This is a genomic window from Paenibacillus sp. FSL H7-0756, from assembly GCF_038006765.1.
Lineage (GTDB): Bacteria > Bacillota > Bacilli > Paenibacillales > Paenibacillaceae > Paenibacillus_AQ.
In genome coordinates this window covers 1,761,991-1,777,748 of record NZ_JBBOVT010000003.1, presented here as the reverse complement: position 1 = coordinate 1,777,748, position 15,758 = coordinate 1,761,991, and the positions used below count along the sequence as shown (strand labels likewise).

15 protein-coding genes are annotated in these 15,758 nt (G+C 53.4%); all 15 read right to left on the bottom strand.

The window, feature by feature from the left end; all coding sequences use genetic code 11:
- Positions 1-408, bottom strand: a 408-nt coding sequence (locus NST04_RS33530; RefSeq protein ID WP_341188056.1) for a hypothetical protein, incomplete at its 3' end; no start/stop codon positions are given.
- 29 nt (positions 409-437) lie between these two features.
- Positions 438-3,155 carry a hypothetical protein gene (locus tag NST04_RS33525; protein ID WP_341188055.1) on the bottom strand — a complete coding sequence of 906 codons (2,718 nt, stop codon included), beginning with the start codon at positions 3,153-3,155 and terminating at the stop codon, positions 438-440.
- Between the two features lie 10 nt (positions 3,156-3,165).
- A complete protein-coding gene (locus NST04_RS33520; protein ID WP_341188054.1) occupies positions 3,166-3,975 on the bottom strand; it encodes a copper amine oxidase N-terminal domain-containing protein in 810 nt (269 codons plus the stop codon).
- 50 nt (positions 3,976-4,025) lie between these two features.
- Positions 4,026-5,333: a hypothetical protein gene (locus NST04_RS33515; RefSeq protein WP_341188053.1), complete on the bottom strand. Its 1,308-nt coding sequence runs from the start codon at positions 5,331-5,333 to the stop codon at positions 4,026-4,028.
- A 161-nt stretch (positions 5,334-5,494) separates the two neighbouring features.
- Positions 5,495-5,785: a WXG100 family type VII secretion target gene (locus NST04_RS33510; RefSeq protein WP_036702412.1), complete on the bottom strand. Its 291-nt coding sequence runs from the start codon at positions 5,783-5,785 to the stop codon at positions 5,495-5,497.
- A 33-nt stretch (positions 5,786-5,818) separates the two neighbouring features.
- Positions 5,819-6,145, bottom strand: a complete 327-nt coding sequence (locus tag NST04_RS33505; RefSeq protein ID WP_340754893.1) for a WXG100 family type VII secretion target — start codon at positions 6,143-6,145, stop codon at positions 5,819-5,821.
- 36 nt (positions 6,146-6,181) lie between these two features.
- A complete protein-coding gene (gene essC / locus NST04_RS33500; protein WP_341188052.1) occupies positions 6,182-10,075 on the bottom strand; it encodes a type VII secretion protein EssC in 3,894 nt (1,297 codons plus the stop codon).
- A gap of 11 nt (positions 10,076-10,086) precedes the next feature.
- On the bottom strand, positions 10,087-10,923 hold the full coding sequence (locus NST04_RS33495) for a DUF5050 domain-containing protein (RefSeq protein WP_341188051.1): 837 nt from the start codon (positions 10,921-10,923) through the stop codon (positions 10,087-10,089).
- Between the two features lie 4 nt (positions 10,924-10,927).
- A complete protein-coding gene (locus tag NST04_RS33490; RefSeq protein WP_340754900.1) occupies positions 10,928-11,164 on the bottom strand; it encodes an EsaB/YukD family protein in 237 nt (78 codons plus the stop codon).
- A 21-nt stretch (positions 11,165-11,185) separates the two neighbouring features.
- Positions 11,186-11,683 carry a hypothetical protein gene (locus tag NST04_RS33485; protein WP_341188050.1) on the bottom strand — a complete coding sequence of 166 codons (498 nt, stop codon included), beginning with the start codon at positions 11,681-11,683 and terminating at the stop codon, positions 11,186-11,188.
- Positions 11,684-11,706: 23 nt separating this feature from the next.
- Entirely contained in the window at positions 11,707-12,186 is a 480-nt protein-coding gene (locus tag NST04_RS33480; RefSeq protein ID WP_341188049.1) for a hypothetical protein, read from the bottom strand.
- Between the two features lie 21 nt (positions 12,187-12,207).
- Positions 12,208-12,423, bottom strand: coding sequence for a hypothetical protein (locus NST04_RS33475; protein WP_341188048.1), 216 nt, complete (start codon positions 12,421-12,423; stop codon positions 12,208-12,210).
- Positions 12,424-12,448: 25 nt separating this feature from the next.
- Entirely contained in the window at positions 12,449-13,330 is an 882-nt protein-coding gene (locus NST04_RS33470) for a hypothetical protein (RefSeq protein ID WP_341188047.1), read from the bottom strand.
- On the bottom strand, positions 13,327-14,304 hold the full coding sequence (locus NST04_RS33465; protein WP_341188046.1) for a hypothetical protein: 978 nt from the start codon (positions 14,302-14,304) through the stop codon (positions 13,327-13,329). Before NST04_RS33465 ends, NST04_RS33470 begins: the two co-directional genes overlap by 4 nt.
- Entirely contained in the window at positions 14,288-15,754 is a 1,467-nt protein-coding gene (locus NST04_RS33460) for an ATPase, T2SS/T4P/T4SS family (RefSeq protein ID WP_340754911.1), read from the bottom strand. Before NST04_RS33460 ends, NST04_RS33465 begins: the two co-directional genes overlap by 17 nt.
- Positions 15,755-15,758 lie beyond the last annotated feature (4 nt).

Sequence of the window (15,758 nt, the reverse complement as noted above, 5' to 3'; positions counted from 1 at the left end):
ACGAAGGACATCCTGAATCCCACGTGCTGCCTGATCCCTTAGGCCTTGCAGCCACCGGCTGAACATGCTGCCTGCCTGCTTCCAGGTGAATGCCGGTGTCGCATGAACCAGACTCTGCGCCTTCGTCTCGGCAGCTTGATATTGCCCGGCCGCCCAGCGTAACGCCGATTGCTTACGCTCTATCCGGTCACTAAGCGACTGTGCCTCCCTTGCCAGCTCCTGCAGCAACCGATCCGCCTCGCGGGAGGGAGACTGCACATAACTTTCCGGGTAAGCAGCCTGCACCGAACGAACCAAACCGCCGACGCTTCTGTCTATACCGGTGACCTGCTCCTCCAGTATGCGGTTCAAGCGCTTCAGTCCCTGCTCCAGCTCCAGCATCCGCTTGATCTCCACCTGCTGCTGCATGCTTCACCTCCAGAGTACTAATCCGCCGTCTAGTTATTCAAGTCGTCGAACATGGAGCCTTTTACCGTTACCGTCATGCCGTCCAGTGTCGTAATACCTTGAATGGAGCCTAACGTGCGATAAGCCAGCTTGCTCTTGCCAAGCTCCACATTCCCAACCGACACTTTAATCGGATACTCACCGTCCGCCATATTGGCGTGGGTATACAGATAGCTGTTCTTTGGGTTGATCACAATCGTAACGCGGGTCTCTTCCGTAATCTGATACATTTTCTGCCCGTCTTTTACGAATTCCTTATATTCAAAAGCAGTATTGCTCCCTGCCGTAGAGGACTGGCTATAGCCCTCCATCACCTTTTTCCAGTATTCATGGGTATCGCCCTTTACGTCCTGTGAATGCTCCAGCTCCACTACCTTTTTGCTGTAACGGCTGCCATCTGTACTGCGGTCCGTTACGGCCAGCAGCACTTCACCATTCACACCCTTTGGACTCGCGGCAGTCAGTATGCCGGTTTTACGGGCAAACCCTCCGCCCTGCTTGGCAAGCGGCTCATTGCTCAGGTTTACGGCAATCTTTTTGTTGTTGATGTAGATCAGATCATTCTCATAACGGAACGAATCAATGACCCGCTGCACCAGCTCTTTATGATCCTCGGTATCGTCCTTGACCGGCTTGTACACTACGGTCTTTACCTTGAAGGAATAGGACCCTGCCGGGTTAAAATAGTAGCCCGACTTCACCGGATAATTGAAGCGCTGCAATTCCCGGTCCGTGGCGAACACCGCTTTATCATAGCCAGCTTTACCCGCTTGTCCTTCTTTGGCCGCAGTCCGTGAAGTCTGGTATTCTTGGCGCTGCGGACGGTCTGCACTCCATGCAATGTCGCCCATACCTTGCTGCGTGAACGAACGCTTGTATTGCCCATTTACAGCTACAGCCTGATAGGCTTGATTATTCTTATCTAAATGGTACATCCAGCGGATGACATCCACCGGATACGGCTCGGTTCTCCACAGCAGCTTCTTGGATAGAGAGGTCCCGGTGTTCTGCTCGATCTTACTATCTACCACAGGCTCTGGTACTTCCTTGCGTCCATGATAGAAATACATCTCATAGAGCTTCCGGTCCGTTCCCTGCGGGAAGCTGGCGGTTGCCGTATCAGTTACTGTCCGTGTGGTGCAGGTACCATTGCTGCAGCTCGTCACGTCATACTTATAGGTTCTTTGGACTCCGCCCTGGAAGTCCACCCGGCCTTCTTTTACCGCAGGAGAGTATGGATTAGCCGGATTCAGCCATTTGCCATGCTCAGGGTCATCGCCGAAATCCTTGCGGTCAATCACCGCGCTGACGATGGGCTGGCGCGAAATGTGACTCCCCGGATCATCCACTACAGGATTGCCCGAAACATTATATTGCCGGAATACATCCGGGGTCGCATTGGTCACATGCAGTTGTCCGGTAGCATTGTTGATCCAGCTTCCGCGGGGTAAGTACAACTGGGCAACTAACGGTGCACCGCCGTAGATCGGGAATTCCACCTGCCGGGTCAGCACATTATAGCCCAGCGGCTGCGGCTTCAGCAGCTTGACGGCGATTGGATGCGAATCGAGCACGTTATTAGCCAGCTGCTTCTCCTTGGGGGTCTTCCCCTCCGGGTTCACACTGAACTTAATTCGCACCTCGCTGTCCGGCATTTTGAAGCTGGCTTTCAGCAAGCGCTCCCCGTTCTTGGGAATGACGAGCTCCCCGCTACCCTTCTGCGCATGACCGGTGAACGTCAGCTTTGCCGAAGAGCTATTGATGGCCTTGCCTGTACTCACCTGAATAATCTCCCAACGGAAGGGGGTCTTAATCTCTTCAGGAAAAGATGAATCCACCCGGATCTGTACTTGCACCTGTTCACCGGTCTGTGCCTGCAGCGGCAGCTGTTCGAATTCAGCCTTCAAGTCGTATTCCTGCTCGACTAGTGCCAGTGGTGCAATCGGAATGTCCAAATACGTGATATTCCCGCTGTTATGGGAGATATAGACGGTTCCATACCCCCACGAGAAATACGTGGGCGGCTGGAGCACATGAACATAGTCAATCCACTTGCCGCCCTTGGACGGAGTGGCGTTGTTGGTATAGACCTTCTTATCTTGAAGCTCTTTATTCTGATCACGGTACATGAAATCCTTATACGTACGGTTGCCGCCGTATTCAAAATTCAAGCCCTCGATAATCGCCTGCTCAAAGGTCCCGTCTGTGAGATAGGCGGTGAGCTTTGAGTTGTTAGTGTTTTGATAGCGGTCAAATTTATTTGTGTTAACTTTGAATTTTTGCTGAACGGCATCATCCTCCCAGGATTCCTTAATCAGGGAGAGATTCTGAATCTGCGTCCCGCTCCACCCGGCGAACCAGGGAACATTCTCTGTCGGTACCGAGTTGCCTTCCCGGGTATAGCCGGAATATTCATAGAGCCCTCCGTCCAATTGGGTGCCATGACTGGTCCCGTAGACGATTTCATAGTAACGTTCGGCACCTGAAGCAATCCTTTTTTGCAGCAGATCCTTCCGGTAGCTGCCCTTGGAGGTCTCCTCCTTGAAGTAATCCTTCACACCATATAAGTCCAGGTAATCTTCGTTGGCGAATTTCAGCACTTCGGCCGGAGTGGCCGGCTTCCCGCGTGCATCCGAATAGGTATCCATTTGGAAGACGGCAGCGACAAAAATGACCGATAGTATGGCTAGAACCAGGGCTCTCTTCATCCATCTACACCTATTTTCTGTATATAGTAAAAACCAGCGCGTTATATTCGGTAGAAGACACATTAATTTTGTATTTTGCATCTTCAAATGTTCTAAAGGGCAGGTTGTACTCTACTGTCTTCTTTGGAGCAACATAGTCCAGCATGGCATCTACAGTAGCCGGCTCAATCTTTTGCCGCATAATCGCTTCTGCTTCCTTCATTTGCATGGCATAATCGGCACCCTCGATCTCGAAATCGACCAGAATGACAAGGACGGCCTTGCCCTTGGGAGGATTCTCAGTAGAAGAATTAACCTGAAGCATAGAGCCTGTATTCGTATAATAAGTGAATCCGTTGGATGTCTTGGCAGTGCCCTTAGCGGGTGCGGAGCTGATCACAGGCGTCTTGCCATCCGTAGAAATATAAGCGGTGCTGACCCGCTGATCCCAGTTCACGCCTACGCCCAGCCCTGCGCTGACGAACTTCAGCGGCACGAACGTTCTGCCGTTCTTCATCAGGGCGGCGGTATCCATCGTCTTCTTAACGCCATCCAACGTAAATTGCCGGTTCCCGATGACCAGCACCAGCTTCTTGCCATTGAGTTCCACCGTTACCGTCTTGGAAGTTGGAGTCCAGCCAACCTTCGCCCCCAGTGCTTCACTCACGAAGCGGACCGGCACCTGTACCCGGTTCTGCTTGTCGAGAAACGGCTGGGCATCCGGGAAGCTGATTTTGGAGCCGTCCACCACCACCCGGACAGACTGGGCGGCATGTGCCGATACAGGCATTAGCGAGATTAGCAGTAATAGAGCTGTGAACCATGTTGTTATTTTTTTCATCTTCATATCCTCCTCAAATGAGCTTGTGACAAGCCTTATCTTTACTCCTTCTACTGGCGCCGCAGAATCACTGGCTCTCCGTCTAGCTCTACCGTTATGACAGGATCGTTGATCAGCGTGCCCATGAAGCCGAAGGCGTGCCAGGCTCCGCTTGCCAGTGCAAGGTCTGAACTGTGCTTGCGGCCGTATTGAGTCAAGAGCGGTTCCAGGTCTTTGCCTGTAAAAGGCACTACCTGCTCTGCTCCGCTAGTACTGTCCGAGACGGTAATCGAGCTAAGCTTAATCTCCTCACGCGGGCCTGCCAGATCCTCTGCATGCAGATCGAGTCCAACCTCAAGCGAACGTTCATCTGATGCCTCTGTAATTGCGGACAGGAAGGCATATTCATCCTCCTTGCCGCGCAGCTGGTTCATCGCAGCTTTAAATTTCTCATTCCCCGGCGTAGTTGGCGACAGAATCGCCATCAGATGCACACCCTGCGTCGAATAGCCAGTATAGATGACAGAGTCATTCAGCAGCGGCTGTACCTGTTCTTGCTGATCCAGCATCTCCTCTACTTCCGCATCGCTGAGCACGATGGACAGGATGCTCTGCAGCCCGCGAATCCGGTCAGAGGCCAGTTCGCCGTCCATCAAATCATCAGAGTTTTGCTCCACCTTCTGCATATTGGCCTGAAGCTCTCCATACAGCTTCTCTTTCAGTGCAGTGCCTTCATGATCTCCGGCAGGCTTCACCTGATCATAGCTCTCCGTAACGGGACTATTCGTCTGCCATTTATACGAGGAGACACCCCAGCCGCCAACCTTCTGTTCCTGCAGCCATACCGTGAAGTAATGATCCTTCATTACATACTCCAGGACCCGGCTTCCATCGTCAGCCCCTTCATAGGTGTGGAACTCCTCCCCATACAGCCGGAGCACTTCTGCTTCCGCATCCCCTGCCTTAAGGCCTGCTGTTGTGGGGGATTCATGCGTCACATCAATCCTGTAGAGCCGCTCATGCTCATCGAAGGTAAAATCAGCTTGGTCCGTCATAACGGTACGGTGTCCCTGATTCCAATCGGCGGGATCACCTGCGTTCTCAATTTCATTGCTGTCGTCCATGCCTTCAGCTTCCAATTGTTTGCGTACTTCATCCAGGGTCATTCCCAGTTGGAACATGCCCTCTTCTCCATTCTCCTGCTCATCGGTAATGACCTGCTTGGCCGGGACTGCTGAAGGACTGGGAGCAGGGGTTTCGATTGCCGGACTCTGCGTGGCAGCCTGACCCGTTTCATGGGCTGGAGCCTTATCTGTCCGTGCGCAGCCTGTAATCATAAGTGCTGTGCTGAGGCTGATGATCCAGAACATTTTTTTCATATGGCGGTTGCCCCTTTCCGAGTGTTGCTGCTGCGCCTGCTTCACTTCTATGTCTGAACCATCACTTTCATGATGTCTGATATTCTGAAGTTATGTATAACAAGCATAGCCGCGCCGGAAGCCTATGCTTCCGGCCGCCTATACCTATATTCCGCCTGCTTCTATCTGCGAAGCTGGCTGGCAATATCGCGATCGCTTTGCTCCTTGATCTCTGCTACCTTGTTCAATTGCATACTGATGCCATTCACACACTCGACCAGCTTGTCGAGCGACGGCTTCAACTGGTTAAATTCCTCAATGAAGGCCTTGGAGGATTCACCTTGCCACCATGCTTCAGCAGCTTTGATCTCACTATCCAGCTTGTTGATGATATCTTTAGCACTTTGGCCTTTAGCTTTAATGGAACTGGCTACACTTCTAGCCTGCTCAGGACTGAACACCTGTTTCACCATTCGATTCACCTCCCTTCGTGGAATCTATTGCCGTTACTTCTTCCTCGCAGCGGCTGCGGCCAGCGCGCGGCGGGCCTCTTCTTCCGCCTTCGCCTTCGCCCTGCGTTCATCGTCAGCCCGCTGGACAGCGCCCGCCAGGGCCTGCAGCTGATTCTGCAGCTCCCGCATCTGTCCAAGCAAACGGGTTACATCCCGGGTAATCTCCTGATACTCGCTGCGGTAAGTATCCCCGGCTCCGCCCTTCCACCAGCTGCTGCTCTGAGCCGCACTGCTGTCATTCTTACTCTGCTCCCGGCGGATATCCTCCGCCGCACTGCTTACATTTCCTGACTGCCGGCGGATTTCTTGCGGCGTAGGCAACAAGCTCACCTCCTCAAATGGGTCCATTCGAAGGCCCTAAGTAGCCGTGCGGATACCCGAGTATTTATTCTTCATAATCAGGTAGCCATCCCCCGGCTCCAGCTCCTTCTCCTTCTCACCGTAAGGCAACCGGACGTTGAACAGATTCTGATCCTTCAGGCTGCCCAGCTGAAGTCCGCATTGTTCCTCGCGGATCGCCTTTCCGAGTCCGTCCCAGTTCCCGGCTAGCTCGGAGGTGTTATCTCCGGCAATAACGGCAACCTTAAGCGCCCGTTCCTGCTTCACCATTCGTTCCAGCAATTCTTTCAAGGCATAGAGGTCACCATTCGTGAACTCCGTAAGCCGGTCAATGACGAAGACGATACGCGGCCATGAGGTATACAGCTCTGCGGCTGCACCGCCGCTGCTCTTGACCTCCAGCAGGGAGCGGCGTCTGCCCTCAAGCTCATTCTTGATTTCTTCTGCAAAGGCATACATATCATCGACGGCTGCCAAATCCGTTACACCGGGCTGCCCCAGCACACTGTAGATTCCCATACTCCCCGAATCAAGCGCGTAGATGGCGGTCTTCCCAGACTGTCTCAGCAGCTGTGTGACCCAGGATACCAGCAATGTACTTTTACCGGACATGGGATCTCCGGCTACCATGACGATAGGTGTTGTGTCCAGATCCAGGACGGCAGGCTGAAGGTCGTTATCTGATAGTCCAATCGCCAGCCGCCCTTCCGGCAGTGCACAAGCCTCATTCAGCTTACGGATATCAATGGAAGCCGGCATCACCGGAATCCGCGGTGCTTCCGTTAACAGCCCGGTGTCTGCCTGTTTACGCAGGTGAAGTATCCACTGCTCCACTCCTCCATGCTTCTGCTCTGGCAGGAGCGGCAATGCCGTCTGGAACTCCAGCGGAGGCTTGCTGCGCACAAGTCCCCGGCCGGCCGCGCGTGATGGCTCCAGGCCTTCCGTACGGCCGACAATCATTTCATATTCGCTTTTCTCTGTCATCTGCAGGCTGATGGCATTCTTGAAATTGATAGCGAATTTATAGCGTACAAGCGAAGCATTGGTAGCCGTAACCACCATATAGATTCCATATTTGGTCCCTTCCCGCGCCAGCACCACCATCTGCTCATCCAATTCCTCATAGGTCTCCGATAAGGCGAAATAGTTGTCAATCACAAGCACCACAGACGCCAGCTTGCCGATCCTTGCCCGGTAATCGGCAAAGCCGTCCGCCCCGCTGTCTTCAAAAATCCGCTTGCGCTCATTCATGGTGCGGAACAGGAACTTAGTAAACTGGAGAATACTCTTCTCTTGCTCCAGTGTCATCACACCCCCGCAATGGGGCAGCGCTTCAAGCGCTTTGAACGAAGAGCCTCCGCAATCCATCAGGTATAGATGTACGTCTTCCGGTGAATACCGGTAAGCCGCTGACAAACATAAGGTTCTCAGCAACACCGTTTTGCCCGTGCCCGGCGCACCGTAAATGAAGAGATTGCCCTCCCCGGCCAAATCAAGCATCAGCGCTTCCTGCCTTTGCCCGCGCGGGTCATCTACAAGACCAACAGGGATACTCAGCGTCTCCTGGACGGACGGCCAGCCGCCGGCTTCCTCCCAGCCCCCGCCAGCCTTATACAATTCCGCTAAATGTACCGATTCAGGCAGCGGAGGATGCCAGGGTCCGGGGAGCGGGTGAATGTCTGCGCTCCGGGCAGAAGCTGCCAGCGATTTGACCACGCTCTCCAGTTGGCTTGGCACCTCCATCTCAGGCAGCTTCTCTTCATCCAGCGGATAGATCTGCTCCTGTTTGCCGTTGAGCTGCAGCCGGTAAATGCGCTTGTGCCGGAGGTGATGCCTTTGCACGTTGCCAGGATCATACATCGCTCCAGAGTAAGCCGACTGGAACATCTCGAAGATCTCGTCATTCCCCACCTGGATGAACGCCCGCCCCGGCTCCTTGATCATTGCCGCATCCGGACGCTTAATAACATCCTTGCTGTCCGCTTCATCCTGGACCTTCAGACAGATCTTGAATTTCGCATTGCTCCAGATCTGATCATCCACGATTCCTGCCGGCTTCTGCGTAGCCAGTATCAGATGCACCCCCAGGCTTCGCCCTACTCTCGCGGCACTGACCAGTTCCTTCATGAAGTCGGGCTGATCCTGCTTCAGCTCCGCGAATTCATCGGCAATCATGATCAGATGCGGAATAGGCGTCATGCCGCGTTCCAGGCCTCCGTTATGATACAGCTTCTGGTAGCGGTCGATATTGTTGACGCCTTGTTCAGCGAACAGCCGCTGGCGGCGCAGCAGCTCGCTTTTGATGGAGAGCAGCGCCCGGTTCGTCTCATTCCCGCCCAGGTTGGTAATCGTCCCCACCAGGTGCGGAAGCCCCCGGAATACATCGGCCATCCCGCCGCCCTTGTAGTCAATCAGGACAAAGACCAGGTCATGCGGATGATAGTGGATCGCCAGCGAAATAATCAGGCTCTGAAGCAGCTCGCTTTTGCCTGAACCCGTGGTCCCGGCAACCAGGCCGTGGGGGCCATGCCCGCTCTCATGCAGATCCAGACGAAATGCGTTTCCGCCTGCGCGTACACCGATAGGGACACTCATTCCCCTGAACGTCTTGTTGCGGCTCCAAATGGACGGGAAATCCAGTTCCTCCACGGTACGGACCCCCAGCATGTCCAGCAGTGTGACCGAAGCAGGAAGAGCAAACGCTGCTCCCGTAGACCGCAGACGCAGAGGGGCCAGCTTACGGGCCGACTGTTCAAGCGTTCTTGTATTCACCTGATCGGGCACGAAGGTCAGCTTGACTCCCGATATTTTGTCCGCGAGTTCAGCACTCTTACTGTTCATATGGATCACTACGCGGCTGTTCATCGGAAGATAGGCTTTATTGGCTGCAATGAACATCGAGGATACGCCAAGCCGGGAATTCCCGTTATAGAGATAATTGTAAATAGGTTCATTCTCAAGCAGCGAAGGATCTTCAATGATAAAGACATAATGCGGATGCAAACTCCCGTGCACCGTGCGCAGCTCCCGTTCCCTCAGAATCTCCTGTAATTCACCCAGCACAGGGTGGGCCATCGGCCGGCCGCAGAGCAGGTAACGGGTGGTGAAATCCTCATTCCACACATGGGGCAGATGCTTAAGCCAACTCCAATCCTGAACACGTTCCTCCGGCACCAGCAGCACGAGCTTCACATCATCGTATCCGTGATGCGTCACCAGCTGCAGGACCATTTGCTGCAGCAGATGCCGGGTTCGCTCTGCCTCTCCTGCCAGGCCGCAGATTTCTGCCTCCAGCAGGTTAACCGTAACCGGTGCATCAGGAACCTTGGCGAACTCCAGCGCCAGCCGGTGCGGCTCCATCAGCAGCGGGTCATTCTCCAGCACGACTGCCTGCTTGTTGTATACGATACGTAAGGCGGACGGCACACTGCCTACTCCCAGCCGCAAGGAGAGAAAATCCTGGTGAACCGGCGTCCGTTCCCACAGCTTGCTGTCATGCTGCTGAAGCCGATGCAGACAGGCTTCAGGCTCCGGGTTCATCTCGTGCAGCGCCTTGCTCTGCTGAGTCCGGGCCAGTGACAGCTCGGTACGGACATCGGCAATATATTGCAGATACTTCTGCTCCCGCTCCTTCTTCTGCCGGTTATACTTACGGATCTGCGACGCTGCACCCGTGAAGGAAAACAGAAGCGTGGTTACCGTCATGGCAATGGAGAGCATCATATACATAGACTGGGCTGTCAGTGCCAGCAGCACGGTAATGACGAGCATTACGGCAGGTGGCACCAGCAGCGCCATCCAGGCGATCTCCGGTTTAGCATAGGCATGCGGAGGATTCGGAATTTCCAGTTCACCGCCAGGCATATCCGGCAAAAATCTGGGCTGGCGGCTGAATTCGTATACTTTTGCCATCTTCATCCCCCTTAACGACTTCTGTCTGCCTGAAAGCGAACCGCTTGTCCGCCTGACATGGGCATGGTGTACCACAGCTCTTGATGTACGAAGAACAGTTGCCCGTCTGCCTTATGCACGCGGTCCGCACGCTCTCCATACATGCGCAGGCTCTCACCAGACTTCAGATCCAGCCTATAGATCGATCCGTCATTGCCCGCATTGCAGCAGTAGATGTAACCACCTTCGCTGATCATGCTGAGCGGAATCAGGTCCGGGTAGGCTTCCTGCTCACCGGACAGCGGATCAAGCAGCGTCAAGGCATATCCGTTCGTCAAATCCGCATACAGGAGCCGCGCTCCGCAAGTTTGCAGATAAGCAGCGCCTCCCTCAGTCAGCCGGGCAGAGCGGTTACCCTCCAATGGACAACTGTAGATCCCTTGTGCGCAAGTATAATAGAGCTGTTCTCCCAAGATCGTATAGCACTGCACCACACTGTCCGTAAGGCGTTCGGGCTTGCGTCCATCCGGCAGACAGCGGTACAATTTTCCATCCTTTTCATTAATGTAAAACAGCCAGCCTGCTCTGAGCCTGATCTCACGGCAAGGTTCATGCAGCACCACCTTCACCTCTTGCGTTTCCGTATCCACTCTAACCAGGACATTGCCACGGCTCTGGTCACTGGCAAACAGCAACCCTCCCGCTTCATTCATGAACCAGAGAATTCCCGGCAGCCTTTCAGCTCCTCCTTCATCCCGGTTCAGTATGTAAGTTCCGGGTTCCGGTTCCAGCGTCCCGCATAGATCCGTTATGTAGAACACACCCGGAGTCTGTAACAGGAGTCCGCCGCCTGCAATATTATCATTCATGCTGTCATTCCTCTCCTATCAGCGTCAGCAGCGCGCCGTGGCTGACACCCTCTTCCTCAAGTGAACGTGCGCTCTCCAGAATACGGCCCAGCGGCTCTGCCTGCAGTCTCCTTCTCTGCGGCTTCTTCAGCGCAAGCGGCTCCTCCAGCATCTCCAGCAGTTCAGATACCGGGATTTCCGAGGGCAGCTTCAGATCGGCTTCCACCGTTCCTGCCTTCAGCGTAACCATCACATATTCCATAAGAATCCTATCCTCCGTTCCCTAGTTCTTCACAGAGAGTACGGTCATCCGCTCGCCTGTCATGACGAAATCCACATCCTGCCCGGCTTCCCGGGCCAGCCGTAAATATCTGGTCTTGAACACATAAGGGACTTCCGCCAGGACATGCACTTCAGTGGTTTGCCGCCCATTCCATGCCTCAGGCTCATGCCTAAATTCAAGGGTTACCTGTATCGCCTGCTGCTCCCCTGCGAAGGTTAGCTGACCTCCATCGTTGCTTGTAAGCCCGGCTTTCATCGCTGCACCGAACGCTTCAGCGAAGTACTCCGCGAAACGTTCTTCATCCACCTCCGCATCTAGCCCCCGCAGCTTCTCATAGACCAGGCTCCGGTCCTTGGCAGAACGCAGCGCGTTATTAAGCGCCGTACTCAGCACAATCTGCTCGCGTGATATATTGAACACTTCGGTCAGCGGTGCAATCAGGATGGACAGCATCACAGCGATCAGAATGGACACCGCGATTGTTCTCAAGTCCTTCATTCCCCGCTTCTCATCTCAGTGAGTTAATCGAAATAATAGTCCAGATCCTTATAATGCTTCAGCCCGACTGAGGTTAGCGAAAAAGACACAGGAATCTCCGTGCGGATCTCTTCCCCCCATAGCTTAACGCTCAGCGGATAAACTGCGCGTACCGTGACCGTCACGGGCTCTCCCCGCTGGCGGTAGGGCTTCTCCAATTCGGTCGCATTGGCATAGACCGTCTCATCATCGTTCCCGACGGCCCTGCCGTCATCTTCATTCAAAGCTTCAACTTCGATCTGATCCGGATGCTCCCGGTAGATCGGCCGCTCCTTTAGACGCTGCAGCGCATCATCATAATAGGATTGCTTGATGTAGTTATCTCCGGCAGCGACCTGTGACAGGTTGAAGGTCTCGATGACCAGCGTCATGTACCATGGGAAGAAGAACACCAGATTGGTGAACACCATAATGGTGGCTGCCACCACAATCGCGACCAGAAAGGATTTTGCGACTCCCCGCATAGCCGGTGTACCTCCTTCAGATTACTGTGTGAATTTCTCAATCTGATTCATGAACAGCTTCCAAATATCACCGATCCAGGTTCCCAGATTGTCTTGCACAATTACGATAGCCGCACCGATTATGACAATTGCTGCTACGGTAAGTGCAATCTGCTTCACCCCGATATCCCCGCGCTCCTCTGTCCAAAAGCTCTCTTGACTCTTAGGCTTAGCCACGTTCTGCGATTTCTTCTCCATATTGTTCAACCTCCGAATATAAAATTTATTGAAACATTTTCAGTGAACCCTTGACCAGGAACAGATAATAAATGGCAATGTACACGAACAAGATGATAATGAGTATCCATTGGATTCGTGCATTGCTGCGCTCACGCTGCAGCAGTTCCTTCTCCAGCGCTTCCACCCGGAATTGATTGACCTCATTCTTGAGGTACACCATCTGGGAGACATTGTCATAGCCTCTAAGGCGGGTCTCCATGATGTCGCAGAACTTGATCACATAACGCATAGGAACCCGTTTCTTGAGCTGCTTCAGCGCATATTCCTCGCCGTATTCAATATTGTCCAGCATCACACCCAGCTCTTCGGCCATATCCTGGCCCGCATGGGGCAGGTAATCACGAATCACATCCGCCAGATAGATATTGATGGATTTGGAGTACTGGTAGTAGACCATGCTGTAAAAGGCAGGGAAATCAAGCGAGATATTGCGGTTCTTCTTCTCGATCTGTTCTTCAAGGCTCTTCACCGGATAGATCCAGCCCAGCAGAATGAAGATGGCGGTCACACAGCCGAGCAGCCGGTTGGCACTGCCCAGCACAAGGGTCAGCAGCATTCCGCCCGAGGCATAGAGCAATTGATTTAACCGAATCTCCTCCGGCCGGACCAGCAGCTCCAGCCGGTCTATCATCTTGCGGAAGCGGATGCGGTCAGCTGTGCCCACAAAGCCTGTCATATATTTCAGGGCAAAATTCTTTTTGTACAATGCTACCCGCTGCTTCAGCTGCGTGCTTTTTCGTTCGTTCATGAACCGGCGTGCGCGCTTCTTCTTTCGTCCGCTGACCGGCTTCAACATGGGCAAGAGAAACAGCTTGATCAAGTACAGAATGGACGTTAAGGCACACACCTTGGCGATAAAGATCATTTACGGTCACTTCCTCCCCCAAGGTTACCCTGGAGCGCCTGGGTACGGGCGAAGCTCAGACAGATTACACAGATCATCATCGTGTTAATCAGCTTCCCGGCCTGCGTGTACAGCATGAACTCGCGAAATCCGTCAATGGATAAGGCGTAGATAAAGAATAGCAATACGATGACGGTCTTCATCAGGAAGTCACGGTTCATTTTGCGGAAAATCGTCTCCTTACGCGCATTGATCTCCCTCAGCACCGCATTCTCATCTACAATATCCAGGAAGATGTCGGCCATTCCCTTGCGTTCGTTATATTCAAACACAATCGCTTTCTTTGTAAAATCATCGAACTTAGGACCGAGCTGACGGTTCAGCAGGGTGATGGCCTGCCTGAAGCTGTATCCGTTATTCTCGCAGTTATCTATGAACTGCCGGAGATAGACCCGGATGTTAGGGCTGATGTATTCGTCACTCTCCATCACCTTCTTGATCGCGACCAGCACACCGTCCCGTGCCAGCGGACAGATCAGATCCTCTGCGTCCATAATATTTTCGATATCCTGGGCCCGTATAATCTTGGACTGCATCACGAACCAGGTCATCAGGCCGACAAAAATGGAGATGGTCACGACTACCGACAACGTTACGCTATTCATGAAGAACACAATGACCACGGCTACCAGCGCGAAAGAAATGCAGAGCAGAGAAGTGAAGCTCTCCAAGGTAACCGGGAGGTTGAAATCCAGAATCAGCCCTTCCACCAGCCGGTTGTATTTCGCGATCGGGCTCTCCTTCCGCTTGACGATACGCTCCCGCTTAATCCGGGAAACGTAACGCTTGGTATTGTATTTACCAAGATGGTCAGCCACCGTATCCAGCAGATCTAATAGACGGTGAAGAGAACCCTCGAAGAAGCGGACCTGAAACATTGTATTGAACAGCACGAAGGCCGCAACGCCGAGCAGCAGACTAATGAGTAAGTTCACATTCATCGAATGCATAACCCTCCGTTTCGTCCTCGAGGGGCTCCCGGGTGAGGAATTCAAACCGGCTGCGCTTAATGCCGGCCTTGAGCATAGATTCTTGGGCACGCAGGGATAGCTTGCCCACCCGCTTGTGCCGCCCGATAATTTGGACCACCCTTGTGCCGCCCGCCTCCTCCACCACATCATCATAGATGAACTTATAAATCGGATTGATCAGCGGCTTCAACCCTTCTGACCCCAGAATCTCAGATATCGAAGTGACCTTGCGGGTTCCGTCAGCCAGCTTCTCCTGGTAGATTACGAATTTGACTGCACTGCAGATGTTGCGCAAGGCAAGCTCAGCCGGTTCATTCGACACCATCAGATAGGCAGTCAGGAAGCGGTAGATCGCCTCCTCATCCCCTTCGGCATGAAGTGTGGTGAAGAAGTAATGCCCCGTCTGTGCCGCCCGCAGCGCAGTCGCGAATTCACCCGGGGTCCTCAGCTCGCCCGGTCCGATCCAATGCGGAGACTGCCGCATCGCATTAATCAGCAGGTTCTCCATCGTAGCCGGACTGGCATCATCCTCTTCAGGCACGGATTCGTACTGCAGCACATCATTGATGATGGGGCCAAATTCTCCCCCTTCCCGGCGGTGCAGCCGCATCTCGGAAGGATTCTCAATCGTTATGATCCGGGAGAGCGGATGAATCTGCTTCACTAACACCTCATTCAGCGTCGTTTTACCGCTGCCGGTTGGCCCTACAGTAATCCATGACTGATCTGCCTTGGGAATCAGAGAGAGCAGCCGAAACATATTGACAGAGAAGCTTTGTTCATGAATCATCATGGCGGGAGTAAGACTTTTTTTGCTGAATTTACGGATGACAAAAGCAGGCAGCTCATAGGGCGAGATTTCCGCATGTGTGGCATTTACCCGGTACCCTTCCACCGTCCGGGCATTCACCATCGGAACCTTCGGTGTTAGGCGCATCTTGGACACTCCAATTAACTTCGATATGATACGCTCCATATGTTCGCGGTCTGTGAAATGCTGGTCCCAGCGCAGCGTTTTCCCGCCGGTCTCCACGAAGATCTGTTCCGGCCCGTTGGCCCGGATCTCGTCAATTTGCGGGTCCTCCATGGCCTCGGTTATCGGGCCATAATGCGTGATTTCGTTAATCAGCGCATTCTTTAAAGACTGCAAACCGCCATACCCCTCCACACTAGGCTTCTGGGAATCGACGAACTCCATAATATACCCCTGGGTCATTTCCCGTTTGCGGATCGGGTCTCTCTCCCGGCGGAAGGCATTCGTTGCTGCCTTGCTAATGTATTTCTGGCATAATTCCAGCGCTTCCTCGAAGCTGATGGTGGTGTATTTATTTTTGAGTGCATCCATATCTTCCTCTTGAGTGCTGTGGTGCGAGAACTTCTGCTGCATTTCACTTACTTTTGCCCGGGTTAGCAAGGCT